We start from the raw sequence: 25,891 nt of genomic DNA, 5'->3' as shown, positions 1-25,891 counted from the left end.
GGAGCGGGCGAGGCGAATCGAACGCCCGACCCTAACCTTGGCAAGGTTGGAATATCTTTATTCTTGCCAATACCCCTAAATTCCGCGATACTACAAACTGTACTAAATTCAGTAAGTTAACTCGATGTTGGCATACCGTAGGTTTCTGCAGGGTGCCGCTGAGTTCCCGCAAATTGCTTACCCTATGCTTACCTTGGAGGGCGGATGGTCAAGCTAACAAAACGTGCCGTGAACGACATAAAGCCGTCCCAGACTGATCAGGTGGTCTTTGATGAGGAACTGGCGGGCTTTGGCGTCCGGGTAAAGCCGTCGGGTGCAAGGTCGTGGCTGATCCAGTACCGCAACAAGCATGGCCGAAGTCGCCGTTACACCATCGGCGCCTTCTCGAAGTTCACGCCCAAGGAGGCCCGCAAGAAGGCCACCAGACTGTTTGTTGCGATTTCTGACGGGGCCGATCCCGCGCATGAGCGGGGAGCGGCGAGAACGGCCGTGACTGTTGCCCAGCTCTGCGACGAATATCTAGCGGCCGGCAAGGGGCGCATTAAAGCCAGCACGTTGCTGATGGATGCAAGCCGGGTCGAACGCCACGTAAAGCCGCTTTTGGGCAGCCGTGCCGTCGCCAGTCTCACGCATGCGGACATGGAAAAATTCCTGCGCGACGTGATGGCTGGAAAGAGCGTCGCGCCGCGTCCAAAGTCTGCCGACATTAACAAGACAAAGCGTCCCAAAGGTGGCGTGGCCAAGGGCGGTCCCGGCGTGGCCTCGCGGACGTTAGGCATGCTGGGCACGATCCTGGAGCGCGCTGTTCGCGATGGCGCTCTTGCGAAGAATCCCGTGCGGGGAATCAAGCGACCCAAGGACCAAGCGGCAGCACCTCCATTTTCGTTCGAAAAGGTCAAAGCCTTGGGCAATGCCATGCGCGCGGCGGCCAACGAAGATGAGAACGTCAAAGGTCTTGCTGCGATCCGCTTGCTCTTGCTCACTGGCTTTCGCCGCATGGAGGCGCTGACACTTAAGTGGGGTATGATTGACGTAGGCGCGCGTTGCACGCGGTTCGATGACACCAAAAGTGGAAAGCAGGTTCGGGCGTTAGGCCGTAGCGCGCTTGCTCACTTGGCTAGTGTGAAGCCCGACGGCGCGAAGTCCGATGACTTTGTTTTTGCCACGGCATCCAAGGCCGGGCACCTAGTCGGTCTACCTCATATATGGAAGCGCACCGCTGAGCGCGCCAAGCTGGAAGGCGTGACTCTTCACGGGTTACGCCATTGGTTCGCCAGCGCGGCGACCGAATTGGGCTATTCCGACCTAATTATCGGCGCACTGCTCGGTCATGCGAAGCGGGGAATCACGGGCCGCTATGCGACTGCACCTGATCCCGCGCTAATCGCCGCCGCCGACCGTATCGCGGTGTCGCTCGCCAACGCGCTCGATGGCACCGATGAAGTGGGGACCGTGCTCCGTTTCGGATAGCGGCGCCCAGATACCGCTCGCTGCTACCGGATCGTGCCACCGAACTCCAACGACCTTGACATGGCGACAAATTTCGCTCTTACATTGGCGCGGTACTTCGATGTACTACGGTGCTAGAAGGTGCCGTCCGCTTCCGGTGTAGCGCGCTTAGGCAAGAACACCCTTCGTCCCAAAGGAACGTGGACGCTACCGAAGTTCTCGGAAGAACGCTCCAAACCCAGTCGTTCAACGTGGAGCACGCGGCAATCTGCGCGCTGCTCTGGGGAGTGTTCCAATGCCTGAATTTCCTAAATCAAAGCTGCATGCTGTGCAGCTTCTCGATCCGACCGCGGCGGGCGACTATGTTGGCCTTCGTCCCCAACACCTCGCAAAACTTCGCTGCTTTGGCGGTGGCCCTCGATTTCTCAAACTTGGTCGGAAGGTCCGGTATCACCCGAGCGACCTGGATACCTGGCTCGACGCCCATAAACACGCCAGCACGGCAGAATACGCCGATGTCTGACATAGGCCAGACGGCGCCGAGCGCCGCACAGGGAGATGGCTTCCGCGCACTTTCAAAGTCGGGAGCACGCTGTGAGTAAATCCAAGCTCAAGCAATTGGAACAGCTCCAGCGGGTGCTTTGGTTGACCGGCGGACCTGATTACCAAGCGGCGGTGCTCAAGGACAAAACCGAAAGGCATGCGCAGCTCATGCGGCTCATCAATGGGCAGTTCGCGGTCGTAGTGGATGGACCGCGCGCCGGAGAAATCGTTTCGATAGCGACCGGAAGATGTGTCGGCTGGAGAAGAATTGACGTTCTTGCCTTCAAAAAGGCGGGGCGGCCGTTTGCGCGCCGCTGGCTGCTTGATTCGGAGCGTCGCGAGCTTACCAACAGAGAACTCAATTTCGTTGTCGGCAGCGTTGGAGCACTCCATGCGCGCCGGCGATCACTGGAATGACGTGTCATGGTTGCACTGACCCAAGCCGTGGCCCGCGCGCCGGCATCCGCGCGCCAAGCCAATGAACCTCCTTACAGGCGGGTGGCGCGTGAATATCTCATTGCACGCGGGATCACGCTTAAGCAATTTGAGATTGCCGGTGGTGATATTGTGCCGAGCGCTCGCGCGATCGATCCGATCTTTCCGCGCGGTCCTGCTCTCGTTTTTCGGTTCTTCGATCCGAATACCGGCGAACCGATGATGTTCACCGATGAACGAGGGTGCGCTTGCGCGTTCCAGCGAGTTCGACCCTTGGGACCCCAATCGCCAGGGGCGCCAAAATTCCTGCAACCACGCAACAGTGGCGTGCGCGTCTACTTCGCCCCGCACCCCGCGGTGGATTGGGCGGCCGTTCTCGCTGATCCCGGCGTCGATTTGGTTCTGACAGAAGGTGAAACACGCTCGCTTGCTGGCGCGATATGCGATCACGACATGCCGATCCCCGTTGTGTCCATCACGGGCGTGGATTGCGGACAACTGGAGGGGAGACTCCATCCTGACCTCGCCGCCGTTGTGCTGAAGGGCCGACGAATTTTCTTTGCGTTCGATTCGGATGTAACCCATAAGCCAGAAGCGCGCGCGGCAACAGACAGACTCGCGATGCTCTTGCTTGCCGAAGGTGCCAGGATCTACGAGGTAGCAATTCCACATACGGCAGAGGGCCGGAAGCAGGGATTGGATGACTTCCTCGCTGCCCACGGCGCAAGGTCCTTCGTTGCGCTTCTCAGTTCACCCGAAACGCGTCCGGTGAAGGGCCTCGACACTTTCGAGGCGCCGGTGACGCTCGCGCAATTGCTGGATACGCCGTATCCGCCCACGGAGTGGGTATGGGATCAGTTCGTGCTCAAAGGTGAAGTAAACTTGCTGTTCGGAGATGGAGGCTCAGGCAAATCACTGCTCGCGCTTCATGTCGCGCTGGCAGCCGCCGCGGGCAAGCTCCTTTTTGGCAAGGCGACCATGCAGACGCCGGTGCTCGCTCTCTTTGCCGAAGATGGCCCTGCGCAGGTGCAAATGCGGGCGAAGGCAATCCTGAGCGAAGGTCATGTGAACACGCTTCCCATATTGCCCATGAAGCTATGGTGCCAGCCAGCGGGAGAAGTACTGCTCGCACGAGTTGACGACAATGGCAGCGTGACCGAGTTACCTCGCCTCCACGCTTTGCGTGCTGAGCTGGCGTCATGCGGCGCGCCGGCCTTCGTGATACTCGATAGCCTGGCGGACCTATTTGCGATGAATGAAAGCCTGCGGCTCCCGGTCAACGCGGCGCTAAAGCAGGTGCTCGGCGGTCTTTGTCGTGATTACCGGGCGACCGTCCTAGTTCTCGCCCATCCGTCGAAAGCGTCGATGCAGGACGGCTCGCATTACAGCGGCTCGACCGCCTTCAACAACGCTGTGCGGCAACGCCTCACACTGGAAATTACCGGGCGCGAGGCTGGCGACCCTATAGATGGTTCTCCGCCGCGCCGCCTCTCGGTCGCCAAGAGCAATTATGGGGCGCAAGCAGAAAAGCGACTTTGGTTTTGCGGTAGCACAATCATGGATTTGCCCCCGCCGCAGCCGGCCGACGGTCTAGGCGCCGCGTTCCACCGGGCATGCATTGAGGGCGCGAAGGACGCCGCGCGTAAGCACATGGCTTGCAACAAGCAGCACATCAACGAAGGTGTCATGAAGCAGGCGATCAAGGTCTTAGGCCGGCGTCCGTCGAAACAAGACGTGCGCCGGGAATTGGAGTTGGCCGTTGACGCGGGTGAATTGCGCTTCGTGGAGGGCGGAAACAGGCGGACAGCTGGGTTCTATCCGCCCGATGAAAATGAAGCGATAGCGCTTGCCGTTGCAGCCAAGAACTCCGTTGCTCAGAGCGACGGGTAGGTGCGCCAACGGGACCATCGCAACAGCAAGAGCCAATGTCGAAAAGCACGTCGAAAACGTGTCGAAAGTTATGTCGAAAGCAACGTCGAAACTTGGTCGAAACGCAGTCGAAAACACGGTGGGGGGTGTCCCCCACACCCCCACGTGCCTTCGGCTCGCTTTGGGCTCGCCTGGCACACGCCGTGTTGTCAATCAGTAGAGGCAGACATGCGCAAAGTGCTCACAATCGCTAACCTTTCCGAGCCCCGCGAACGTGCGTTCGTGGCGGCCATCTTCGAGATGGGCGGCCCGCAGTATGCCGCCGAAGCTGCTTTGCGAGCCGGGTATGCCGAGACCTTGGAAAGCGCGGCAGATGCCGCCGCGTTCCTCATGGGATCGCCACGCATCTCCAAGGCCATCGTTGGGGAAATCAAGGCTCGTTTCGATTTGGCCGCGCTGGCGGCGTTCAGCACCCTTTTGGAAATCTGTGCTGACCATCACGCACCGTCGAACGCTCGCATCTCCGCCGCACAAGAAATTTTGAATCGCTCGTCGCTAGGCCCCACCCCAACCCGGTCCATGACTATGACGGCACATGTCGGGATTGAAGAACTACTCGCGAGGCTGGATGCCCAGGAGCGAGCCACCGACATCGAAGTGGTCGGAATGGAAGTCACGGCGACGGCCGACGGTGAAGAATAGCGAAGCGAGCATGCAAATAGCGCGCCTGACAGTCTCTCAGGGGGTAGCTTTGGAATGCCAACTTTTGGGACCCTCTCGCTCGCTGGCGACACGAGTGGTCCACGCAGAAATGTGGAGCCTGTCATCTAGCCCGTGGAATTTCGCGCGGTGCCCATGCCGCACTCGCGCCGCCACGCGTATATGGCTGCCCTGTCCCCATTCACATACGCTTCACGCGCCAGCCCACACGCTCGCAAACACGTTGCGTAGGTTCCATCTAGCTGCTTTTGGAATTGCCCCCAGAACTCGCGTTCTTGCAAGCGAACCCCATCCACTTCGTTCTTTTTTGGGTCGTATTTGTCCAAGATGGCTACCTGCTCCTCACAGCGCTGGGCTGCAACGCGCTCTTGCACATGGGACCGCTGTGAGGCCTCTTGTGGCCACCCCGCAGTCGCTCCACACAAAGCAAGCGCGGCGACTACAGTCCCGATTGCCTTCCTAGCTAGCGGCCGGCCGCTGCCAAGCGTAGCAAGTATCAGTGCCATCGCCTCGCCCTCTCAATCGCGTCTCCGCGACACCCTGACCCTGAAAAGGGACCCCCCACCCCACCGGGGATACACCTTCGATAAAAAGAACCATGTGGCGCCGCAAGATCGATACTCGCGATAGTGGCGGAATCGAACTTTGCGCACCGACAAGCGATCACCGGGGTCAATGTCTCTTGCCAGACCGCCAATCATCGAAGCTCTGAAACGGCTGCTCGACAGAAACGACCGGCTGCAATGTATCGTTCGACGGTGGGCTGCTCTGCTGCGCGGGCACCAAAGTCTCCGGCACTTGTGGCATGGCTGTTGATGCCACGCTGGGCTGCTCGCCGGGTTTCTCCTTCACCCAGCCGCGCCGCATCATGCAGGCAGCGGCATAATTGGCCTGCGCACGAACCGCAGCAGAGCGAGCAAAACCTGCCTGCATCAGGAGGTAAGCGTTGGCGCCGGCTTGGGCCGCATCACCGCCTCCACTAACTGTGCCGCTGTAATAGCCATTTTGCACCTGACCGCTCGGGCCATACGAAGTGGTGGTTCCGCTCACCGTGTATCCGCTCGGCGCGGTCGTGGAGATCGCTGGCAGGTCAGGCAGCGGAATCGCACGCATCGCGGTTGCTGTGCATTCTGCCGAGTCGATGGCGCGCTGGCGATCTGCGAGGCCTGGCGCAAGGCTAGGGTTGTCCCACGTGTACCTTGGGGCGCAGCCCGCAAGGAGTAGCGCAGCCATCAGATGAGAAATGCGCATGAAGGCCTCCGAGCAGCCATGGTCGCCACTGGCGGCGATTTAACGCCATGCGGGTAAACACTTTGTTGCTTTAAAGCGGTTGCCGTAAAAGCAACATTGTTTCTCCGTTCCCGGATGGACCTCCGGGGCGTATTCGCAGCGAACCTCCGCCGTCTGCGGCACGCAAACGGGCTGTCGCAAGAAGCACTTGCCGACGCAGCCGCGATCAACCGGACCTACGTTTCAAAGCTGGAAACTGGCGCGACCTATGCCGGGCTTGAGATAATTGGCAAGCTGGCTGATGTCTTTGGGGTAGAGGCGGTGGAATTGCTGAAACAAACACCCAGACGCGCACGGTCCAAGTGACGGCTTGAGGCCGATGGCAGGCCCTTCGGTGCTAGTATCCGAGCGGCCCGCCACAATCCGCTAAGCCATCCCTGAGATGAAATTGCTCCGGCCGCTTACCCAGTGCTTACCTTGGGGCAAAAGGCTTCGCCGGTTGCCCAGCGAACTTTCGAAATAAGATATTGATTTTTCTTAAAAAAACCTGGAGCGGGCGAACGGATTCGAACCGTCGACCCTAACCTTGGCAAGGTTATGCTCTACCCCTGAGCTACGCCCGCGATCCAAGTTGGGCGGCGGTTATGGCCTAGCCGGGCGCCGGATTCAAGCCGGTTTGTGCCGCGTTGCCCCAGCCCGCCCGCGATCACCTTAATTAACATATCGGGCCCAAACCGGGAGCCGGGTGCGCCGGAGGCGCCGCCGGGCCGCGTTCAACCGGCATAGGGAAGGTCCGGTTCATGTCGATTGCAGGAGTGATCGCCGCCAATCGCTTCGGTTTGGGCGCCCGGCCAGCGGAGGTGGCCGCCATCTCCTCCGATCCCAAAGGCTGGCTGATGGCTCAGCTCGCGCCCGAGACGGAACTTCCGGTACCTCTGCGCGCCTTGCCGTCCACCGTCGACGACATGAGCGCCTTCTTCAAATGGCTCCGCCAGATCGCGACCGAAGCGAAGGCACAGGGCATGGATCCGTATGCGCAGACGCCGCCGGGGGGCGTTGCGCCGGCGGCCGGCGGCATGTCCCGCGACAACGGCTTCAGCATCGAGCGCGAATACGTGAAGGCCTTCCTGCCGCGTTACGCCACGGCGGTGAAGGCCCGCTTCGACGCCGCCGTCGCGACCGACCGGCCGTTCTTCGAGCGCCTGGTGCATTTCTGGAGCAATCATTTCGTCGTCTCCGGCGCCAAGGCCGGCGCCATCACGATGCCGCCATCCTTCGAGCGCGATGCGATCCGTCCCCATGTGACGGGCCGTTTCGCCGACATGCTGCTGGCCTCATCCCGGCATCCGGCGATGCTGTTCTATCTCGACAATTACCGCTCGGTCGGTCCGAACTCGAAGGTGGGACGGGATCCGTCGCTGCGCGCGCCCAGGACGCCGCAGGCCTTTGCCGTGCCGCAGAAGGCCGGGCTCAACGAGAATTTCGCGCGCGAGATCCTGGAGCTGCAGACGCTCGGCGTGCGCAGCGGCTACGACCAGGCCGACGTCACCAGCTTCGCGCGCGTTCTCACCGGCTGGACCATTGCCGCGCCGCCCCGCGTGCCGCTCTACAAGCTGGTGCTGCAGGGCCGGCTCAACGCCCGGGGCCTCTTCGAGTTCGACGACGAGGGGCATGAACCGGGACCGCAGACGATCATGGGAAAGGTTTATGGCCAAAGCGGCGTCGACCAGGGCGAGGCGGTGCTGAACGACCTTGCGAGGCGCCCCGCGACAGCGCATTTCATCGCGACCAAGCTCGCGCGCCATTTCATCGCCGACGATCCGCCGCCCGCCGCCGTGGCGCGGCTGGCGGAGGCTTTCGTAAAGAGCGATGGCGATCTGAAAGAGGTTTGTGCCGCCCTGGTGCAGAGTCCGGAGGGCTTCGACCCGGTACCGCGAAAATTCAAGACGCCCGAAGAGTACATGATCTCCGCGGCGCGGGCCTTGCCGGCGTTTCAGGCCGACGCCACGTCGCTGCTCCGCGCCTTCGGCAGCATGGGGCAGACGCCCTATCGGCCGCCGGGTCCGGACGGCTGGCCCGATGTCGAGGCCGAGTGGCTGGGCGCGGACGCCATCTGGAAGCGCTTCGAATGGGCCGGCCAGACGGCGCAGCGCGTCGCCTCGACGACGATGAATCCCATCGCATTGGGGAAGGATTTGTTCGGACCCCAGTTTTCGCCCGCGACGGAACAGGCGACCGCCCGCGCCCAAAGCCCCGCCCAGGGCCTGACCTTGCTGCTCGCCAGCGCCGAATTCCAGAGGAGATGAGCATGGTCACGCGCCGGCAGGGTTTGGGCCTTCTCGGCGCCGGCCTCGCGGTGGCCGGCTTGCCGCGTGCCGCCTTCGCCGCGCCCGAAACGGACAAGCGCTTCGTCGTCGTCCTGCTGCGCGGCGCGATGGACGGCCTGTCCGCTGTACCGGCCACGGGCGATCCCGATTTCGCGCGTGCGCGCAACGGCCTGGCCCGGGGCGACACCCTTAAGCTCGATTCGACGTTCGGCCTGCATCCCAATCTTGGCGCCATGAAGCGCCTCTATGATTCCGGCGAGCTGCTGGTCGTTCACGCGGTGGCGACGCCCTACCGCGACCGTTCGCATTTCGACGGCCAGAACCTGCTGGAGAACGGTGCCGAGCAGCCTTACGGCCTCGACACCGGCTGGCTCAATCGCGTGCTGGCGCGGTTGCCGGGATCGGGCAAGCCGCTGGGCATCGCCCTCGATGCGCATATGCCGCTGATGCTGCGCGGTCCGGCGGCCGTCACGTCCTGGGCGCCGTCGCTGCTGCCGCCGCCGGACGGCGACACGGCGGATCGGCTCGCGGCGCTCTATGGCGAGACCGACGCCGGCCTGGCACGAAACTTCACCGCCGCGCGCGGCGCAAACGGCATGGCCATGGGCGGCGGCGGACCGGGCGGCGGAGCCTTTCCCGGCTTGATGTCGGCCGCCGCGAAATTCCTTGCGGCGCCGGACGGCGCGCGCGTGGCGATGATCGAGATATCGGGATGGGATACGCATGTGAACCAGGCCGGACCCTACAGCCCGCTTTCGACGAACCTGCTCGCGCTGGACCGCGGGCTAGACGCGTTGAAAGCCGGACTCGGCGCCGCATGGCGGAACACGGCCGTCATCGTCGTCAGCGAGTTCGGGCGCACCGTGGCGATGAACGGCACCCAGGGAACCGACCACGGCACGGCGGGCGCGGTATTCGTGGCGGGCGGTGCGGTGAAGGGCGGACGCGTGTTGGCGGACTGGCCCGGCCTCCGGCCGGCCGATCTGTATCAGGGGCGCGACCTGAAACCGACGACCGACTTCCGCGCCATCGCGAGCGGCGTGCTGCGCGATCACCTGGGATTGCGGGCGCCGCAATGGGCTATGGTTTTCCCGTCGTCCTCGCCGCTCAAGCCGCGCGACGGGCTTATTCGCGCCTGAATTTCGGCTCGCGCTTGTCGGCGAAGGCCGCAAGCGCCTCCTTGTGGTCGGCGCTTCGGCTGAGCACCGCAAGCTCCTTGTCGTTCACCGCCGCCGCCTCCTGCGGCGACAGGCTCGGGGCGAGCGATGCCGTGCGCTTCACCGCCTCGACCGAAAGCGGGGCGCGGCTCGCAATGCGCTCGGCAAGCTTGACGGCCTCGGCCAGCAACGCATCCGGTGCGTGCACCGCAGTCACCAGTCCGAATGCCAGCGCCGCGGCGGCGTCATGCGGCAGGCCCGTCAGCAGCATATGCTTGGCGCGCGCGACGCCGATCAGCCGCGGCAGGCGATAGACCGATGCCATCAGGCCGACATTGACGCCCGAGCAGACGAAGTTCGCCGCCGTCGATGCAAGGCGGATGTCGCAGGTGCTCGCCAGCTCCAGTCCGCCGCCGAGGCAGTGGCCGTTCACCGCGGCAATGACCGGCAGGCGGAAGCCCTCGATCCGCTCCAGCACCCGCCCGAATTCGCCGAAATGCGCGCTGCTCTGCGACCTTTGCGCCGCGGCCTGTTCCTTCAGGTCGTCGCCGCTGCAGAAGGCGCGGCCGCGTCCCGTCAGGACGATGACGCGAATATTCCCGTCCGCATCGATCGCATCGAGCCGCGCCTGCAGTTCCGCCCGCGGACCGCGCCCCAGCGCGTTCATCGGCGGATTGTCGATCTCCAGCAGCGCGACATGTGCTGCAGGTGTGCTGAAATGGATCCGGCTCACTTCGCCCATTGCGCGAGCCAGTCGGCCAGGTCCTGCGGCGTCATGTGGCGTGCATCTTCAAGCGCGGATATATGGCCGGCATCGACCAGCGTCTTGCCGTCGGGCTCGACGATCAGGATCGCCGGAACGCCGCCCGAAAGATTCGCGCCGAAGCGCGCCGGAATCTGCAGGTTCTTGTTCTCGCGCCCGATATCGACGCTCACGACCTCGTAATGCGCCGCGACGAACCGCTTGACCTCGGGCAGCTGCATGATGTTCGCGAGCACGACGCAGTCGCCGCACCAATTGCCGCCGAGATCGATCAGCACCCGCTTGCCGCCATGCCGCGCCCGCGCAAACGCCGCTGCCACATCCTTTTCGGCGTCGGCGTTGACGTCGTAAGGCTCGCGAATGACGACGGGAAGCTCCGCGATGCTTGCCAGCCCGACCTTCGGCGCGGGAACGGCGGACGCGGCTGTCGCGTACAACGCGCTCGCGATCACCGCCCATGCGAGCGTTTTCATGCCGCCAGTCCCCGTCCTTCGAGCAGCGCGTCGATCTCGGGATCGCGGCCGCGGAAAAGCCGGTAGGCATCGGCGAAATCGCGCGTGCCGCCGGCGGAATAGATATAGTCGTGCAAGCGCTTGGCCGTCGCGGGATCGAACGGATCCGTCGTCTCCGTGAAGGCCCGGAAACCGTCGGCGTCCAGCACCTCCGACCACATATAGGAATAGTACCCCGCCGAATATCCGTCGCCGCTGAAGATGTGGAGGAAGTGCGGGCTCGCATGCCGCATCGCGATTTCCTTCGGCATGCCGATCTTGTCCAGCGCCGCCTTCTGGAAGGCCGCGGCATCCAGCGCCCCGGGATTCTCCAGCCCATGATATTCCATGTCCACAAAGGCCGAGGCGAGGAATTCCACCGTTGCAAAGCCCTGGTTGAAATTTCGCGCCGCGTTGAGTTTCTCCAGGAGAGCCTTCGGGATCGGTCGTCCGGTCTCGGCGTGCACGGCGAAGCGCTCGAGCGTCTCGGGCACGTCCAGCCAATGTTCGAAGATCTGCGACGGCAGCTCGACGAAATCGGTCGCGACATTGGTTCCGGAGAGGCGCGGGAACCGCACTTGGCTCAACAAGCCGTGCAGGGCATGCCCGAATTCGTGGAACAGGGTCTCGGCTTCTTCGAAGGAGAGCAGCGCGGGCTCGCCCTTGGGGAAATTGCAGGTGTTGACGATCAGCGGCGTGACCGGCGCGCCGAGATTCTCCTGATCGCGGAACGAACTCATCCAGGCGCCGCCGCGCTTGGAGCTGCGCGCGAAATAATCGCCGTAGAATAGGCCGACATGCGCGCCGTTGCGCGTCACGTTCCACACCCGCACATCGGGATGGTAGACGGGAACGTCCTTGCGCTCCTCGAAATCGAGGCCGAACAGGCGGTGCGCGGTGTGGAAGGCTGCCGCGATCATCTTCTCGAGCTGGAAATAGGGCATGATCTCGGCCTCATCGAGGTCATAGCGCTCCTTGCGCAGCTTCTCCGCATAGTAGCGCCAGTCCCAGGCCGCGAGCGGGAAGTTGCCGCCTTCGCGCGAGATCAGGTCCTGCAAGTCGTCGCGCTCTTCCAGGGCCCGCCGCCGCGCCGGCGCCCAGACTTGCTCGAGGAGCGCCCGCGCGTTCGCCGGCGTCTTGGCCATGGTGTCGGCCAGCTTGTAGTCCGCGAAGGTCTGGTAGCCGAGCAGCTTCGCGCGCTCGGCGCGCAGACGCACCATTTCGCCGATCAACCTGCCGTTGTTGTGCGGGTTGGGATTGTCCCCGCGCGATACCCAGGCGCGGAACAACTTCTCCCGCAATTCTCGGTTGTCCGCGAAGCTCAGGATCGGTTCCACGCTCGAGCGCGATGTCGTCACCGCATAAGGCGCATCGAGGCCACGCTCCCGTGCCGTCTCGGCCGCCGCGTCGCGCGCGAAGTCCGGCACGCCGGCCAAGTCGCTCGCGGCCAGCGGCAGGACATAAGCCTGTTCGTCGGCGAGGACGTTTTGCGTAAAAGCCGTTCCCAGCGTCGCCAATTCTTCGACGATGGCAGCCAGCCGCATCTTGGCCGCCCCCTCCAGCTTCGCGCCGGCCCGCACGAAATCGAGGTGATAGCGGTCGAGCACACGCAGGCTCTCCGCATCGAGGCCGAGCGCGGCGCGCTTGCCGTACAGCGAATCGATCCGCGCAAACAGCTCTTTATTCAAGTAGACGTCGTTCCAATGCTTCGCCAGCACGGGCGCCATGTCGCGCTCTATGGCCTGAAGCGCGTCGTTGGTGTGCGACGCCGCAAGATTGCCGAACACCGCCTCGACCTTGCGGAGCAGCCTGCCGCTGTCTTCGAGCGCGATGATCGTATTGGCGAAATCGGGCACCGCCGGATCGCCGGCGATGGCGGCGATCTCGCTGGCATGCTCGGCCAGTGCCCGGTCATAGGCGGGGCGGAAATGCTCGGGCGCAATGCGATCGAAGGGCGGTGCGCCGAACGGCGCGGTCCAAGTCTCGAAGAACGGGTTTGAACTCATAGGCTCGCTGTCTGTTGGAGGGCCCCCATCCTAGCAAGCGTTCAACGCCCGGCAACCACCGCAAATCGGCGTGCAGATCCGCGCCTTTTTGGAGGGTGGCGCCGATTGCGCCCTATTTCAGTTCGAACACGACCGACACGGTCGCCGTGACGCTCAGTTCGCCCGCCGCGGTGGGCGTCGGCGGAGCGCTTGCCCCGGCCCTGAATGCCATCACCCGGTACATCGGAGCCGGCATCTCCGCCGCGCCTTCCTGGATCGACACGATGCTGCCCAGGGTCACGCCCGCCGCATGCGCATAGGTCTGGGCCCGCTTCACCGCATCGGCGACGGCCGCTTCGCGCGCCGTGGCTTGCAGCGCCGACGGATCCTTGATCCCATAGCTGACCGAATTGATCTGATTGGCGCCCGCGCCAACCAGCGCATCGAGGGCCGGACCGAGCTTGTCCGCATCGTCGAGCGTCACATCGACCTGATTCGAGACCTGGTAACCTGTGATCCGCTGCGCCCCGCCGGCCGGGCCGTACTGCGGCTCGACCGAGAAGTTCGACGTTTGGACCGCCCGCGGCGGTACGCCCAGGCGCCCGAGCGCATCGAAGACCGCCGTCATCTTCCGCGCATTCTGGGCCAGTGCCGCGCTGGCGGTCGGCGCTGTGGTCGCGACGCCGGCCGACATCCGGGCCTCGGTCGGGGCGCCGCTCGCCGCGCCCATGCCCGAAACGGCAATCGTACGCGCCGCCGATATGTCCGCGGCGCCGGCGGCGCCCGATACCGCGACGACCACGATGGCGCTCAGGCTCATGGCGGCGACAAAGCGGCCAAACCGGAAAAATCTCATGGCGCGATCCTTTTGGAATATCCGTCGCGACTTTCGCGCGCCGGCACGGCGAAACTGAGGCGGCGGACCGCGAGACCGGATTCACAAGCCCGCGCTCAGCCCGTTTCCGCCCTCGCGGCTTCCTGCTATGCACCGGGCGGAGGGCCTGTAGCTCAGTTGGTTAGAGCTGACCGCTCATAACGGTCTGGTCGCAGGTTCGAGTCCTGCCGGGCCCACCAGTCTTTTGAATTATTTGCAGAATCTACTTTTTCGATGTCGCCACCAGACAGGCACGAGAAAGGTACGTGAAGCTCCGAAATTACGATTTCCGCGAAACCGCTCATTGTAGAGAATAGAAATTTTAGGCCTGACCGTATCGAACGTTGAGCAGCCTAGCCGCGCCGCGGGCTCGTCCACTCCGATCCACTCCGACCGATGCAAAAAGGGACGCTCGCGGATCGACTTCGCGTCGCTGTCGAATTTTCCGGTCTCGTGGTTGGTAGTCCTCGATCGCTTCCGCCGAGACTCGGCGGATCGCCGGCGCAAATGCTGAGTTGCTACCTGGCCCATCAACCGTCATTGCGATCAAGAGCCTCTTCGCGGAACCGCAGCGAAGGTGAATTCCGGTCCATGGCGCCTCACGCTATCCAGTTCTGACCGCCATATCTCGCCGCCGAAGCCCTATTTTGGAATCCAATAGTCAGGACCGATGCCGTCTTTTTGTTCGTCGAGCGCTTTGGTGAGGTCGTGCAGCACCGTCACGGCCGGCCATGGCCGCATCATCACCGTCAAGTCGTGAACCTCCTCCCGATCAAGCCATCCTCGCCGTCCACCAGGATGGTACAGGCCTGCCGCGTGTCCGCGCACTCATGGAGATATTCGATGGGGCCGGCGATACGCACAGCATGACCGATGATGGACAGCACCTGCTGCGCGCCCGCGACCGGTTTGGTCAGCATCGGCGCGAGGATCTCCGCGTCCGGCGAGAGCAGCTTGACCAGATCGTTCCGACTGGCTCCGTCTTCGACCGCCTTGCGGAACGGATGCTTGCGCATCGTCATTCTCCTGATTGTTGGGCCGGGTAATCCCACATGTCGGGCGGCAGAAGATCGGCCGTGGCAGCGCGCTGCTTTTCCCGGAAGATCGCCAGTGCCGGAAACGGACGGTAGGCAACGGTGCGCTCGATCAGCTTGCCGTCCGGTCCATCGGTCAGCAGCTCAAGGCTCTCGAATTCGTGGCCTTCGATCGTCCCTTGCCATCGCAGGAAGGTCGTGCGGTCGTCGATCTTGCGCTCGAGCACATAGGTTCCGGGGCTGTCGCGGTTTTGCGCAGAAGCCGCCATGGTTTTGGCGACCGCGTCGCGTCCGACGATCGCCCGCGTGAGGAGCGGGCTGTGCATGACGACCTCCGCTGCCAGCAGTTCGGCGAATTTCTCGGCCGTGGCATGACCGGATTCGCGCAAGGCTCGTATGGGATGCATGACGGCGCTCCTATTTTGCGGCGGGGGGCACCGGCACTGCGATGTCGGACGCCATGCGCCATCCGTCGGCGGTACGGACCCAGTTCACGATCATCAGGAACGGCTTGGGGACGGGCGTCTGGCCCGCGTAGGCCACGGAGATCTTCAGCGGCGCGTAGGTCAGGGCGACATCGCGACTGAGGCCGACTGTCCTGACACGCGCATAGTCGGGCGCCATCGCGAACGTGCCGGCATATAGATCGGCGAAGTGCTGCATAACGACATCGGCGCCCCAGAAGCCGGCCCAGTTGCCCTCGGCCGGTGTCGCGGTCTTGGCGACAAAGAGCGTGTCGGGCGACTCCCAGACCATGCGCCGCACGGCGGTGAGATCGTGCCGGTTCTCGGCATCGATCAGAGTGCGATAGAGCCCGTCGATCTCGCGCAGGGTTACTGTGTCGAGTGGCGCGGCGGACGCCGATAGCGGCGCCGCAGACAGGATGCCGGCGATCAGGACAAAGCGCATGCGCATGAATGCGTCTCCCGAGTTCATAACTGGAAGGATGCCGGGCAGGTGCGGATCAACCAATTATACGGGCGTCTTCGAATTCATACGCCGGTATGAACGGGAAGCGTGAAGCGGAAGCATGCGCCCCCGTTGGCGGCGTTTTCGGCTTCGATCCGTCCGCCATGCGCCTCGACGATGGATTGGCAGATCGCAAGCCCGATCCCCATTCCGCCGCCCTTCGTCGTGAAGAAGCTCTGGAACAGTTGTGGCATGTGCTCCGCCGCGATGCCTGGCCCTGTGTCCGTGACCTCCGCGCAGATCGTCCGTTCGTCTTTGCTAAAGGTCCGGATCGTGAGGCGGTGCCGCTCGCTGTCCGTCATGGCATGCATCGCATTGACGGCAAGATTGGCGAACACCTGTTGCAGCTGGACGCGGTCGCCAACCACGTCCGGCAGATCGGCCGCCAGTTGCAATATCGCTTCGACGTTCTGGCGCCGCAGCTCAGGCTGGAGGAACAGCATGACGTCTTCCACGACGCCGTTCAGTCCCAATGGCTCCTGCTCGGGCTGGCCGCGCGTCGCCATGCTGCGGATGCGCCGGATGATGTCCGCGGCGCGGTGGGCGTCCGACACCGTCCGGGTTGAAAGGGCGCGAAGCTCAGTCAGGTCTGGTTCCGGCCGGCTCAGCCAGCGCAGCGCCGCCTCGCCATTCGTGAGGATCGCGCCGAGCGGCTGGTTCACCTCGTGCGCAATGGAGGCCGTGAGCTCGCCCAGCATCGAGACCCGCGCAGCGTGCGCGAATTCGGCCTGGACTTTCGCGAGCATCGCCTGCGCCTGCACCCGATCGCTGATGTCGACGAGGCAGCTCAAGCCGATGGCTTTTTCGTCGAAGGCCTCCGGAAAGAACGCAACATAGAGGACGTCGCGGATCTGTCCGTCAAACGTCCGGATCTTCATCTCCGACTCGAAACGCGACGCCCCGGAATAGCGCGCGGCCATCGATTGACGGATGAGTCCGCCGGACTCGCTCCACAGCCGGGCCGCCGGCCCGATAAGCTCCGCCTCGTCCTTGGCGCTGAACAGCTCCGCCGCCCGCCGGTTCGCCTCGACCACGCGGATCGAGTTCGCCGCATAGTCGTAAAACCCGGGATGAGCATCGAAATAGCCGAGCAGATCGTCGACCCCGTCCGCTTTCATCTTGGCGAACACGCCGCCAAGTTCGGTGCGATCGAGCTGGACCATCGCGACGGGCAGGAAATGGAACAGGCGGCGATAGCGGCGCTCGCTGGTCTCCAGCGCGGTCTTCGCCTTCTTGTCGGCGGAGATGTCGATGATGCCGATCAGCAGCTTGCCCCGCGCCAGCATCTCCGGCGGGAAACAGGCGGTAAACCAGACGTCGAATTCGCGCCCGTCGATGGAGGATAGCCGGGTCTCGGTCGCGTAGTGCGGCTTTCCGGCGATGGCGGCGAGCACGCTCTCAGCATAGACATGCTGGCTTTCCGGCGGCCAATAGGGTTCCAGGCTCGCGAGCATCTCCTCCTTGTCGCCGCGGCCGAGCAATTGGACGCTCTGGTCGTTGATGTCGATGACGCGGGTCGCGCGGATCATGTCTCGCACGAAGGCGGGATTGTCGGCGAAATAGCGCTTCAGGTCGTGACCGTCGCGCATAAGGCGCTGCACCATCGCGCCGACGGGCGTGAAGTCGAGCTCCCAGAACGAGACCGCCATGGCCTGAAACACATTGTAGTAGCGATGCTCGGCGCGATTCAGCGCATCCTCGATTCGCCGCTGCGCCGAGACGTCGATGCCGGTCTCGACGATGTCTCCCTCGCGCCGCACGCATTTGACCTGCACCGTGATCAGCACGCCGTCGGCCCTTCGCCGCACGACGTCGCCTTCCCACGGGCCGTCGCGGAGCGCCGCTTCCATCGGTGCGATCGTTTCGCGCCGCGTTTTCAGCAGGTCATGGATCGGCCGCCCTTCTGCGTCGCCGTGCGCCCAGCCGTAAAGCGCCTCGGACGCCTTATTCCAGGCGCGGACGATTCCGTCGGAAGAGCGAATGATCACGCTCTCCTGCACGAGGTCGAGAAGATCTCCCGCAGTCCCCATGATGTCTCCGCTGTCCGGCACGCTCAGGCAATTTGCGCCTTTTTGAGACAGGCGAGAAGAGTATCGGCGTTGAAGGGCTTTTTGAGAAGGCACACGGCGCCGCTTGCACGGGCTTGGGCATGTATGCGCGGTTCGGAGCGCGCGGTGATGAGAATGACGGGGGCCGGGTTCGGCCTGCTGTCCAGCCGGTGCTTCAACTCGATGCCGGACAGTCCGGGCATCTGGATGTCCGTGATGATGCAGCAGCAGCCGTCATCGCCTCCGTTCGCGAGGAAGTCTTCGGCCGACATGAAGGTGCGGGCCGAGAAGCCGAAGGAACGCACCAATCCCTCCAGCGCCAAGCGCATGGACTCATCGTCGTCTATGATGCAGATCGCAGGAGTGCTCAACGACCCATCCTCAATCCTGCAACCCAAGGGCGTCCACCATCCGCACCAGATCGGTCAAGGTGCTGGCCTTCATCTTGCGCATCGCCGAGCCGCGGTGGATCTTGACCGTGATCTCCGACAGACCAAGCTCGCCGGCGACCTGTTTGTTCATCTTGCCGGTGGTCACCAGCCGCATCACCTGCCGCTCGCGCGGCGAAAGCGTGTCGAAGCGGGCGCGGAGCGATGCGATCTCGCTGCCCGCAGCCTTCTGCGCGCGGTCCCGGGCCACGGCCGCCGATATGGCATCGAGCATGTCCTGCTCGCGAAACGGCTTGATGAGGAAGTCGACCGCGCCGGCTTTCATCGCGCGCACGGACATCGGCACGTCGCCATGCCCCGTCATCAGGATCACCGGCAAGGTGATGCCGCGCCGCTCGAGCTGTGCCTGGAAATCCAGGCCGCTTATTCCGGGCAGCCGGACGTCGAGTACCAGGCAGCCGGGCAGGTCGGGCATTTTCGCGCCCAGGAAGGAATCGACGGAGTCGTAGGGCCGCGTCTTCAGCCCGACCGACCGCAGCAGGCTGTCGAGCGCTGCGCGCATCGATTCATCATCGTCGATGATGTGAATGACGGCCGGTTCGGTCATGCAGGACACTATGCCGGCGCCTTTCGGCCTCGCAAGAGGGACGCTAATTCGCATGGCGCGATGCCTCCTGGAACATGCCGTTCGGATTGGCGGATGTTTCGGGTATGGGCTGGATGACGTCCCAGTGCTCGACCACCTTTCCGTTCTCCAACCGTCTCCGCCGCAGGATCGAGCCTCGCGCGCGGCCCCCGCCCGCGCTATTGCACACAGGGGTTGAGGCTTCATACTGCCGTATGATTGCGGGCCGGCGGCCGGGCCGCCCTAATGAAAACGCGAACCCTCGGTGAGACGCCATGCGAATGCTTGTGGTCGGTGCCGGCGCGACGGGCGGCTATTTCGGCGGACGGCTTGCGCAAGCCGGTCGCGACGTCACCTTCCTCGTGCGGCCGGCGCGCGCCGCGCAACTGGCAGACCGCGGCCTCGAGATACTGAGCCCGGACGGCAACAGCGTTGTGCGGCCCGCCATCGTCACGGCGGCGGAGCTCAAACAGACCTACGACGCCGTGCTGGTCACGGTGAAGGCGTTCGCGCTCGACGCAGCGATGGACGATTTCGCGCCGGCCGTCGGCGAAGAGACGGCGATCCTTCCCGTCCTCAATGGGATGAAGCACATGGACGCGTTGGTGGCGCGGTTCGGTGGCCACACCGTCGCCGGCTGCGCTTGCAAGATCGCGGCGCAGGTGGATCGGGAAGGGCGCATCGTCCAGCTCGCGCCGCTGCCGAAAGACACCGCCTATGGCGAAATGGACGGCAGGGCAACGCCGCGCATGCGGGCGCTCGATGCGTTTATGCAGGGCGCTGGGTTCAGCGCTAGCCTCTCGCCTACCATCGCGCGCGAGATGTGGGAGAAATGGATCCTGCTCGCCGCGCTCGGCGGCATCACGAGCCTGATGCGCGGGACCATCGGCGAGATCGTCGCCGCGTCTGGCGGTGCGGCTTTCATCGCGGCTTTCTTGGATGAAGTGGTGTCGGTCGTGAATGCGGTCGGCGTCGCTCCGTCGAAGCCATTCCTGGATATGGCCAAGGCAACGCTCACTGCCAAGGGCTCGTCGATGACCTCGTCGATGTATCGCGACCTGCAAGCTGGAAACCGCATCGAGGCCGACCAGATCGTCGGCGATCTCCTGGCGCGGGGACATAAAGCCGGACTCGCGCTGCCGCTGATCGCGACCGCCTATGCGCATCTGAGCGTCTATCAGGCCCGGGCTCAGACCAAGGTATAGTCGCGCCATCGCGCGATGGCGTGCGAAGATGCAGTCAGAGGTGACCCCATGACCGACCGCCGCACGCGTATCTTATTGCAGACTACTATTCCGCCGACGGCCGACGACTGGTCCATCGCGCGTTTCTCGCGGCTCGGAAAGCTGTTGCGCGACCAGCCTGCTTTCGAGGTTGTCATGCGCGACCGAGATCCGATGGGCGCGCCGGACAGCATCCTGTCGACCCTCGACAAAAGCGAGTTCGACGAGCTGTGGCTTTTCGCCGTCGACACCGGCGACGGTCTGACGGTCGAGGACTGCGAAGCGATCTCGCGCTTCCGCCGTGCCGGCAAGGGATTGCTCGTCACGCGCGATCACATGGATCTCGGATCGTCCGTGTGCAGCCTCGCGGGTGTCGGGCTGGCGCATCATTTTCATTCGCACAACCTGGATCCCGACGAAACCGCGCACCAGATCGACGATCCTTACTCCACCAACATCTCCTGGCCGAACTACCACTCTGGCGCCAATGGCGATTTCCAGGAGATCGAGGTGCTTGCGCCCACGCATCCTTTGCTTGCGACAAGGACGGGGCAGCTGCACTATCTGCCGGCCCATCCGCACGAAGGTGCGGTCGGCGCACCAGCGGGCGAGAACGCCCGCATCATCGCGCGTGGCAAGAGCAAGGTGAGCGGCCGGCCCTTCAACATCGCCGTCGCCTTCGAGCCCGGCGTATCCGGCGGCCCCGCCATCGCGCAGAGCACCTTCCACCACTTCGCCGATTACAACTGGGATCCGCGCGACGGTGCGCCCAGTTTCGTCGATGAGCCGCCCGGCGACGCGATATTGCGCACGCCGCAAGCCATTGCCGACACGCAGGCCTATGCGTTGAATGCCGCCTACTGGCTGGCAGGCCGCACTCATCCGAGTGTATAAGCCCACAAACCGCTTGTCTGATACGTGATCGGACGTCGCCGCCTTAGCCTCTGTTGCGCAATCGCTTCTGAGAGGCAACCATGAAAGTCCTGTTCATCATCTCCAGCTCGGAAACCGCGTTCTGGCTTTCCGAAGTCACTCACCCCTATTGGCACTTCGTCGAACGTGGCATCGCGGTCGACTTCGCAAGCCCGGCCGGCGGCCAGGTCGTCTACGATCCCTACAGCGACCCCTACTTCAAGAACACGACCGAGCCGGACGACCTTGTGAGCAAGGGCTTCCTCTCCGACAAGGCGCTGGTTGAGAAGCTCGCCCACACAAAGAAGCTCAGCGAGGTCGACCTCGACCAGTATGACGCCGTCCATGTCGCGGGCGGCCGCGGCGCGACCTTCGATCTCTATCCAAACCCCGACGTCACGCGCGCGCTTGAGCATTTCTGGGCCAAGAACCAGGTGGTTGGTGCGATCTGCCACGGCGCCATCGCGCTCGGCAACGTCCCGGCGCGCATCCGCGGCCGCAAGACGACAGGTTACACGCTCGAAGGCGACCAGACGCTGCAGCGCATGTTCGGCCCAAGTTTCCTGATCCCGCACTATCCGCAGACGGTGCTGGAAGAGGCCGGCTCGCATTACGCCCGCGTTGCGCCCGACGATCCCTATGTGATCCAGGATGGACGGCTGATCACCGGCCAGAACCAGCAATCGGCGTCGGAATATGCTCTGACGTTCGTCCACATGCTGACCGGGCACGACCCCGTGCTGGGAGCGTGACGATGCTGTTCCATGTCGTCATGACGGTCCGCATCCCGCGCGACGTGGACTCGGCCATGGTCAAGGACCTCGGCGAGCGCGAACATGTTCGCGCCGCCGAGCTCCAGCGCCAAGGCACGTGGCTTCATCTATGGCGCGTCGTCGGCAAGTTCTCGAATGTCAGCATCTTCCGCGTCACCGATCCGGCGGAGATGCACGCGATCCTCGAATCGCTGCCGTTCCATCCCTTCATGGACGCGGAGGTGACGGCGCTGTGCCGGCATCCTGGCGCGCTCGCCGACGAGGACTAGCGCCCTCCAGACCCAAGCAAAAAGACCGGCCTCCGAGCCGGTCTTTTCATGCCGAGATCGTCAGCTCGCGATGATCGAGCTCTTCCTCCAGCGTGTGGAACGCCAGATCGCCGATCGCGCGCCTGCCATGCGCGCCGGGACGGCTTCGAACACGGTCATCGGCGCTAGCCGCGCGCAAACACCGAATTCCACGCCGCGGAATCGGTGTACTGCTGGAATCGCTTCAGGCGTCCATCGACGACAGTCCAGACATGGACGAACGGTGCCGACATCTTGCGCCCGGACTGCCGCGCTGTCCCGGCATAGGTGCCGAAGGACACGACGCGGTCGCCCTCCGAGACGAAGTCGTGCGGCGTGGTCGCGAAGTCCGCGAAGTCGCGGCCCAACGGCTGGAACAGCCCGGCCACCACGGCGTCGACGCCGCGCATTGTGCCGGCGTAGTACGGCGTGTTGGGCGCCTCCGTCCATTCGATATCCGCATCCAGCAACGCCAGCGCCGCTGCGGCGTCGCCCGATCCCAGCAGCGTATAGAACCGCTGCACCACGTCCAAAGCGTCCGACATCGCATCCTCCATCCGTTCGCCGGAAGTCTAAGAGGCAATGATGCGACGCGCGCCTATCCTCATGTATGAGACGCGCAGACCCCGGTCTGATGTCCCCGCGCGGCGCGCGCTGCGAAGGTCTCCGCGACACCACGAACGGAGACACCAAGATGAAAACCGCCAAGGAACTGATGCTCGGTTATATCGCTGGCACCGCGCAACAGTCGGGCGAACTGTTCGCTGCGGACGGTACGCTCGAACTGCCCTATCTCGCCTCGCTCGGCATGCCGCCGGTGATCAAGGGACCAGCCGAGATCACCAAGTTCCTCACCTTCCTGCACGGGACGCTTTATCCCGGCTTCGTGTTCACGCAGGTGAAGATCCATATCGACACGCCCGACCAGGTGTTCGCCGAATACCACATCGACAACAAGTCGGGTATCTCCGGCAAGGCGGTCAAGCAGCAGTTCTTCGGCCATCTCACCGCGAAGAACGGCAAGATCGCTCAGCTGGTCGAGGCGATCGATGTGATCGTCGCCGCCGATGCGATCTTCCCGAACGGCCTCGCCGACGTGCTGGCGAAGCGGAAATAGCCATGACCCTCACGCTCGACACCGCCGACGCGCTCGTCCGCGTGGCGCGGAAGAAGGCCGAGGCTACCGGCGTCGCCGTCTGCGTGGCGGTGCTGGACCAGGGCGGCCATCTCACGGCGTTCGCGCGGATGGACCGCGCTTGGCTCGGCGCGCTCGACGTGTCGATCCGCAAAGCGAAGTCGTCCGTCCTCTTCGAAGCGGAGACCCAGATGATCTGGGAGGTCTGCAAGCCCGGTGCGCAAGCGCATGGGCTCGAGCAGACCAATGGAGGCCTCGTGACCTTCGCGGGCGGCATCCCGCTCAAGGGTCCCGACGGACTTGTGGTCGGCGCCATCGGCGTCTCGGGCGGCGAGGTCGCGCAAGACTATGTGGTCGCGCAGGCGGGCGCCGCGGCTTTCGCCGCCTGGCAAAAAGGAGAACGAACATGACATCGACTATCTTGATGACGGGCGCCGGCTCGGGCTTCGGCGAAGGCGCGGCGATCGGGCTGGCGGAGCAGGGCCACACGGTCATCGCGGCGGCGCAGACCTGGCCGCAGGTCACGGCCCTGCGCAAGAGGACGGAGGGTCTTCGCGGCCTGCGGGTCGAGAAGCTCGACCTGCTCGACGCCTACGACGTCACGCGCGCAATCGGCTGGGACTTCGACATCCTGGTCAACAATGCCGGCATCGGCGAGGGTGGCCCCATCGCCGAGATTCCGCTCCCGCTGGTGCGCCACAATTTCGAGGTCAATGTGTTCGCGCCGCTTGCCCTTACCCAGCAGGTCGTCAAGAAATGGGTCGTCGGCAAGGTGCGCGGCAAGATCGTCTTCACCTCGTCGATGGGCGGTCTGTTCAGCCCACCGGGCTTCTCCGCTTATGCTGCAACCAAGCATGCGCTCGAGGCCATCGCCGAGGCGATGCAGCAGGAACTCAAGCCTTTCGGCATCCAAGTCCAGACGATCAACCCCGGCGCCTATCTCACGGGCTTCAACGAAGCGATGGCCGAAAATGCCTTCCGCTGGCTCGACGACGACCTCAACTTCACCAAGCGCGCCGCGATGCGCGGCATGGTCGAAGCACTGATCGGGTCGCCACAGGGCCGCCTCGATCCCGCCGACATGATCGCCAGAATGATCGAAGTCATCCCGGCGCACACCGGAAAATTCCGGAACATCCAACCTGCTTTCGTCGAGACGGCGCTGAAGGATCACCAGCGCGAGATGTTCACGCGGGAGATCTAGAAGGTCGCGTCGAGCTTCGGTCGTTGGCGATATCGTTTTGATTCCAAGATAAGATTCGGAGTTTGGCGAAACTGCCATGGCCCCAATCCTCGTCGAGGTCGCCGGACGGTTTCGGTGACAGCGCAATGAGGACATATCGAAATGAGCAAGCAAGAAGACAATAAGGCCGTCGTGGGCCGCTGGTTTACCGAATTCTGGGGCAAGGACGTCAATCTTGCGGTCATCGACGCGATCGCAGCACCGGACATGCTACTCAAATACTCGCTGCACGAACCTCGCCAGGGTCGTGCCGACATCAAGGCGTTCATGACCGGTTTCCGCACGGCGTTCCCGGATCTCAATTTCTGGGGAACGGCGGATCTGATCGCAGAGGGCGACTATGTCGTCGGCCAGTGGGAAGGTGGCGGCACCCACACCGGTCCGGCTTTCAACGACTTTCTGATCGGCGGTCTGCCGGCTGCGACCGGCCGCAAGATGCACTTCACGGGCACCACGGTGCTGAAGGTGTTCGAAGGCAAGATCGTCGAGGAGATCGGCCTCGACGATGGCGTAACCGCGTTGACGCAGTTGGGACTGATCAAACCCGCCTGAGCGTAGCCGATGGACAGCAAGCGAGGTCTGCATGGCGACGTGTGGACCTCGTCTGCTTTCGGCGTGCCGCATCGATATCGGATTTGAAAGCAAGAGCCGGAGCGTCAGTAGGCGTGGCATGAGGTTTCATCCCGACTGGGCAATCAGAGAGAGAGCCGATGTCGGAAGAAGTCGAAACCGTGCCAGCCGCGAGTAGCAGGCTAATGCTGCGCCTCCCGGAGACGCGTCGCGTCGAAAGTTTCAGCGACGGGGCGTTCTCGATCATCATCACGCTGCTCGTGCTCGAAATCCATCGTCCGAATGCGATGCCCGGCGCGCTGGGTCACGAACTCGTGGCGGAGTGGTCATCCTATTTGGCCTATGCGGTCGCGTTCATCTATGTCGGGGTCATCTGGCTCAACCACCATTATCTGTTCGAGCGACTCTGCCGGGTTGACTTGACCCTCAACTGGATCAATCTCGGCATCATTGGGACAGCGGCATTGATCCCGTTTCCGACGGGCGTGTTGGCAGGCGCCTTCCGGGACGGTGACCTCTCGGATCAGAAAGCGGCCGTCGCTTTGTACGCCGCGATTGCAAGTTTGATGTCGGCGGCGTGGCTGCCTGTGTTTCCGTACCTATATCGCCACCCTGAACTACTGAAGCCGCAATTGCCGGCAACCATCTTTGCGTCCGAGATTCTGCGACCGAGCGTCGGTATCGTGCTTTACGTCGTTGCAGCCGCCGTCGGCGGATTTGTCCACCCGATTCTTGCGGTTGGGATTTTTGTAGCTGTCGTCGGTTACTACGCATGGACCAGCCAAGGTATCCATTCCACGCCATGAGGTGATCTTCCGGCGGCTCAATCCGGATTTGAGC

Annotated in this window: 30 protein-coding genes and 2 tRNA genes; 18 read left to right on the top strand and 14 right to left on the bottom strand. The window is 63.6% G+C overall.

The genetic code is table 11. The features are described from left to right. The first annotated feature begins 204 nt into the window (after positions 1-204). The 5 genes from WDM91_13730 to WDM91_13710 all read left to right on the top strand — a co-directional run bounded on the left by WDM91_13730 (position 205) and on the right by WDM91_13710 (position 4,998). Positions 205-1,470 (top strand): tyrosine-type recombinase/integrase, encoded by a 1,266-nt coding sequence (locus tag WDM91_13730; protein ID MEI9995650.1) that lies wholly within the window; start codon positions 205-207, stop codon positions 1,468-1,470. Positions 1,471-1,744: 274 nt separating this feature from the next. Continuing rightward, positions 1,745-1,972: a DNA-binding protein gene (locus WDM91_13725; protein MEI9995649.1), complete on the top strand. Its 228-nt coding sequence runs from the start codon at positions 1,745-1,747 to the stop codon at positions 1,970-1,972. 71 nt (positions 1,973-2,043) lie between these two features. Further along, on the top strand, positions 2,044-2,409 hold the full coding sequence (locus WDM91_13720; GenBank protein ID MEI9995648.1) for a hypothetical protein: 366 nt from the start codon (positions 2,044-2,046) through the stop codon (positions 2,407-2,409). A 6-nt stretch (positions 2,410-2,415) separates the two neighbouring features. Continuing rightward, positions 2,416-4,317, top strand: coding sequence for an AAA family ATPase (locus tag WDM91_13715; GenBank protein ID MEI9995647.1), 1,902 nt, complete (start codon positions 2,416-2,418; stop codon positions 4,315-4,317). Between the two features lie 207 nt (positions 4,318-4,524). Continuing rightward, positions 4,525-4,998, top strand: a complete 474-nt coding sequence (locus WDM91_13710) for a hypothetical protein (GenBank protein MEI9995646.1) — start codon at positions 4,525-4,527, stop codon at positions 4,996-4,998. A gap of 690 nt (positions 4,999-5,688) precedes the next feature. Here WDM91_13710 and WDM91_13705 read toward each other — a convergent pair. Beyond that, entirely contained in the window at positions 5,689-6,267 is a 579-nt protein-coding gene (locus tag WDM91_13705; protein MEI9995645.1) for a hypothetical protein, read from the bottom strand. Positions 6,268-6,381: 114 nt separating this feature from the next. Here WDM91_13705 and WDM91_13700 point away from each other — a divergent pair, with 114 nt between their 5' ends. Beyond that, complete coding sequence (locus WDM91_13700; protein MEI9995644.1) at positions 6,382-6,612, top strand: helix-turn-helix transcriptional regulator; 231 nt, start codon at positions 6,382-6,384, stop codon at positions 6,610-6,612. Positions 6,613-6,794: 182 nt separating this feature from the next. Here WDM91_13700 and WDM91_13695 read toward each other — a convergent pair. Further along, a tRNA-Gly gene (locus tag WDM91_13695) sits at positions 6,795-6,869 on the bottom strand. A 177-nt stretch (positions 6,870-7,046) separates the two neighbouring features. Here WDM91_13695 and WDM91_13690 point away from each other — a divergent pair. Together WDM91_13690 and WDM91_13685 are read left to right on the top strand one after the other, a co-directional pair. Beyond that, positions 7,047-8,552, top strand: a complete 1,506-nt coding sequence (locus tag WDM91_13690) for a DUF1800 domain-containing protein (GenBank protein ID MEI9995643.1) — start codon at positions 7,047-7,049, stop codon at positions 8,550-8,552. A gap of 2 nt (positions 8,553-8,554) precedes the next feature. Then, positions 8,555-9,712, top strand: coding sequence for a DUF1501 domain-containing protein (locus tag WDM91_13685; GenBank protein ID MEI9995642.1), 1,158 nt, complete (start codon positions 8,555-8,557; stop codon positions 9,710-9,712). On the opposite strand, the gene WDM91_13680 is transcribed toward WDM91_13685, so the two are convergent. The 4 genes from WDM91_13680 to WDM91_13665 form a co-directional block, all read right to left on the bottom strand. Next, complete coding sequence (locus WDM91_13680) at positions 9,699-10,472, bottom strand: enoyl-CoA hydratase-related protein (protein MEI9995641.1); 774 nt, start codon at positions 10,470-10,472, stop codon at positions 9,699-9,701. The genes WDM91_13685 and WDM91_13680 overlap by 14 nt on opposite strands. Further along, entirely contained in the window at positions 10,460-10,966 is a 507-nt protein-coding gene (locus tag WDM91_13675; GenBank protein ID MEI9995640.1) for a thioredoxin family protein, read from the bottom strand. Before WDM91_13675 ends, WDM91_13680 begins: the two co-directional genes overlap by 13 nt. After that, a complete protein-coding gene (locus WDM91_13670; protein ID MEI9995639.1) occupies positions 10,963-12,990 on the bottom strand; it encodes a M3 family metallopeptidase in 2,028 nt (675 codons plus the stop codon). The genes WDM91_13675 and WDM91_13670 overlap by 4 nt, the downstream gene beginning before the upstream one ends. 112 nt (positions 12,991-13,102) lie before the next feature. After that, complete coding sequence (locus WDM91_13665; protein ID MEI9995638.1) at positions 13,103-13,825, bottom strand: SIMPL domain-containing protein; 723 nt, start codon at positions 13,823-13,825, stop codon at positions 13,103-13,105. Between the two features lie 141 nt (positions 13,826-13,966). Between WDM91_13665 and WDM91_13660 the strand changes: the two genes are divergently transcribed. Next, positions 13,967-14,043, top strand: a tRNA-Ile gene (locus WDM91_13660). A gap of 549 nt (positions 14,044-14,592) precedes the next feature. Here the strand turns inward: WDM91_13660 and WDM91_13655 are convergent. From WDM91_13655 to WDM91_13630, 6 genes are all read right to left on the bottom strand, one after another. After that, a complete protein-coding gene (locus WDM91_13655; GenBank protein MEI9995637.1) occupies positions 14,593-14,859 on the bottom strand; it encodes a hypothetical protein in 267 nt (88 codons plus the stop codon). A gap of 2 nt (positions 14,860-14,861) precedes the next feature. Next, entirely contained in the window at positions 14,862-15,266 is a 405-nt protein-coding gene (locus WDM91_13650; GenBank protein ID MEI9995636.1) for a hypothetical protein, read from the bottom strand. A gap of 28 nt (positions 15,267-15,294) precedes the next feature. Next, a complete protein-coding gene (locus WDM91_13645) occupies positions 15,295-15,792 on the bottom strand; it encodes a hypothetical protein (GenBank protein MEI9995635.1) in 498 nt (165 codons plus the stop codon). Between the two features lie 77 nt (positions 15,793-15,869). Next, positions 15,870-17,876, bottom strand: coding sequence for an ATP-binding protein (locus tag WDM91_13640; GenBank protein ID MEI9995634.1), 2,007 nt, complete (start codon positions 17,874-17,876; stop codon positions 15,870-15,872). Between the two features lie 23 nt (positions 17,877-17,899). Then, the gene (locus tag WDM91_13635) at positions 17,900-18,265 is read right to left on the bottom strand and encodes a response regulator (protein ID MEI9995633.1); all 366 of its coding nucleotides are present in this window, start codon (positions 18,263-18,265) and stop codon (positions 17,900-17,902) included. Positions 18,266-18,275: 10 nt separating this feature from the next. Continuing rightward, the gene (locus tag WDM91_13630) at positions 18,276-18,890 is read right to left on the bottom strand and encodes a response regulator transcription factor (GenBank protein ID MEI9995632.1); all 615 of its coding nucleotides are present in this window, start codon (positions 18,888-18,890) and stop codon (positions 18,276-18,278) included. A 293-nt stretch (positions 18,891-19,183) separates the two neighbouring features. On the opposite strand from WDM91_13630, the gene WDM91_13625 reads away from it, so the two are divergent. From WDM91_13625 to WDM91_13610, 4 genes are all read left to right on the top strand, one after another. Next, complete coding sequence (locus WDM91_13625) at positions 19,184-20,113, top strand: ketopantoate reductase family protein (protein ID MEI9995631.1); 930 nt, start codon at positions 19,184-19,186, stop codon at positions 20,111-20,113. A 48-nt stretch (positions 20,114-20,161) separates the two neighbouring features. Further along, positions 20,162-21,025: a hypothetical protein gene (locus WDM91_13620; GenBank protein ID MEI9995630.1), complete on the top strand. Its 864-nt coding sequence runs from the start codon at positions 20,162-20,164 to the stop codon at positions 21,023-21,025. 80 nt (positions 21,026-21,105) lie between these two features. Next, positions 21,106-21,795: a type 1 glutamine amidotransferase domain-containing protein gene (locus WDM91_13615; GenBank protein ID MEI9995629.1), complete on the top strand. Its 690-nt coding sequence runs from the start codon at positions 21,106-21,108 to the stop codon at positions 21,793-21,795. A 2-nt stretch (positions 21,796-21,797) separates the two neighbouring features. Then, on the top strand, positions 21,798-22,085 hold the full coding sequence (locus tag WDM91_13610) for a muconolactone Delta-isomerase family protein (protein ID MEI9995628.1): 288 nt from the start codon (positions 21,798-21,800) through the stop codon (positions 22,083-22,085). A 46-nt stretch (positions 22,086-22,131) separates the two neighbouring features. On the opposite strand, the gene WDM91_13605 is transcribed toward WDM91_13610, so the two are convergent. Together WDM91_13605 and WDM91_13600 are read right to left on the bottom strand one after the other, a co-directional pair. Continuing rightward, the gene (locus WDM91_13605; GenBank protein MEI9995627.1) at positions 22,132-22,263 is read right to left on the bottom strand and encodes a hypothetical protein; all 132 of its coding nucleotides are present in this window, start codon (positions 22,261-22,263) and stop codon (positions 22,132-22,134) included. Further along, entirely contained in the window at positions 22,250-22,648 is a 399-nt protein-coding gene (locus WDM91_13600; protein MEI9995626.1) for a nuclear transport factor 2 family protein, read from the bottom strand. The genes WDM91_13605 and WDM91_13600 overlap by 14 nt, the downstream gene beginning before the upstream one ends. 149 nt (positions 22,649-22,797) lie before the next feature. Here WDM91_13600 and WDM91_13595 point away from each other — a divergent pair, with 149 nt between their 5' ends. From WDM91_13595 to WDM91_13575, 5 genes are all read left to right on the top strand, one after another. Further along, the gene (locus tag WDM91_13595; protein ID MEI9995625.1) at positions 22,798-23,220 is read left to right on the top strand and encodes a nuclear transport factor 2 family protein; all 423 of its coding nucleotides are present in this window, start codon (positions 22,798-22,800) and stop codon (positions 23,218-23,220) included. Positions 23,221-23,222: 2 nt separating this feature from the next. Continuing rightward, positions 23,223-23,648 carry a heme-binding protein gene (locus WDM91_13590; protein MEI9995624.1) on the top strand — a complete coding sequence of 142 codons (426 nt, stop codon included), beginning with the start codon at positions 23,223-23,225 and terminating at the stop codon, positions 23,646-23,648. Continuing rightward, positions 23,645-24,442 carry an SDR family oxidoreductase gene (locus WDM91_13585; protein ID MEI9995623.1) on the top strand — a complete coding sequence of 266 codons (798 nt, stop codon included), beginning with the start codon at positions 23,645-23,647 and terminating at the stop codon, positions 24,440-24,442. The genes WDM91_13590 and WDM91_13585 overlap by 4 nt, the downstream gene beginning before the upstream one ends. Before the next feature lie 141 nt (positions 24,443-24,583). Further along, positions 24,584-25,033 (top strand): ester cyclase, encoded by a 450-nt coding sequence (locus WDM91_13580; protein MEI9995622.1) that lies wholly within the window; start codon positions 24,584-24,586, stop codon positions 25,031-25,033. Positions 25,034-25,191: 158 nt separating this feature from the next. Further along, the gene (locus tag WDM91_13575) at positions 25,192-25,857 is read left to right on the top strand and encodes a TMEM175 family protein (protein MEI9995621.1); all 666 of its coding nucleotides are present in this window, start codon (positions 25,192-25,194) and stop codon (positions 25,855-25,857) included. The last annotated feature ends 34 nt before the right edge of the window (positions 25,858-25,891 follow it).

Source organism: Rhizomicrobium sp. (assembly GCA_037200385.1).
Lineage (GTDB): Bacteria > Pseudomonadota > Alphaproteobacteria > Micropepsales > Micropepsaceae > Rhizomicrobium.
This window is presented reverse-complemented; position numbering and strand designations above follow the sequence as displayed.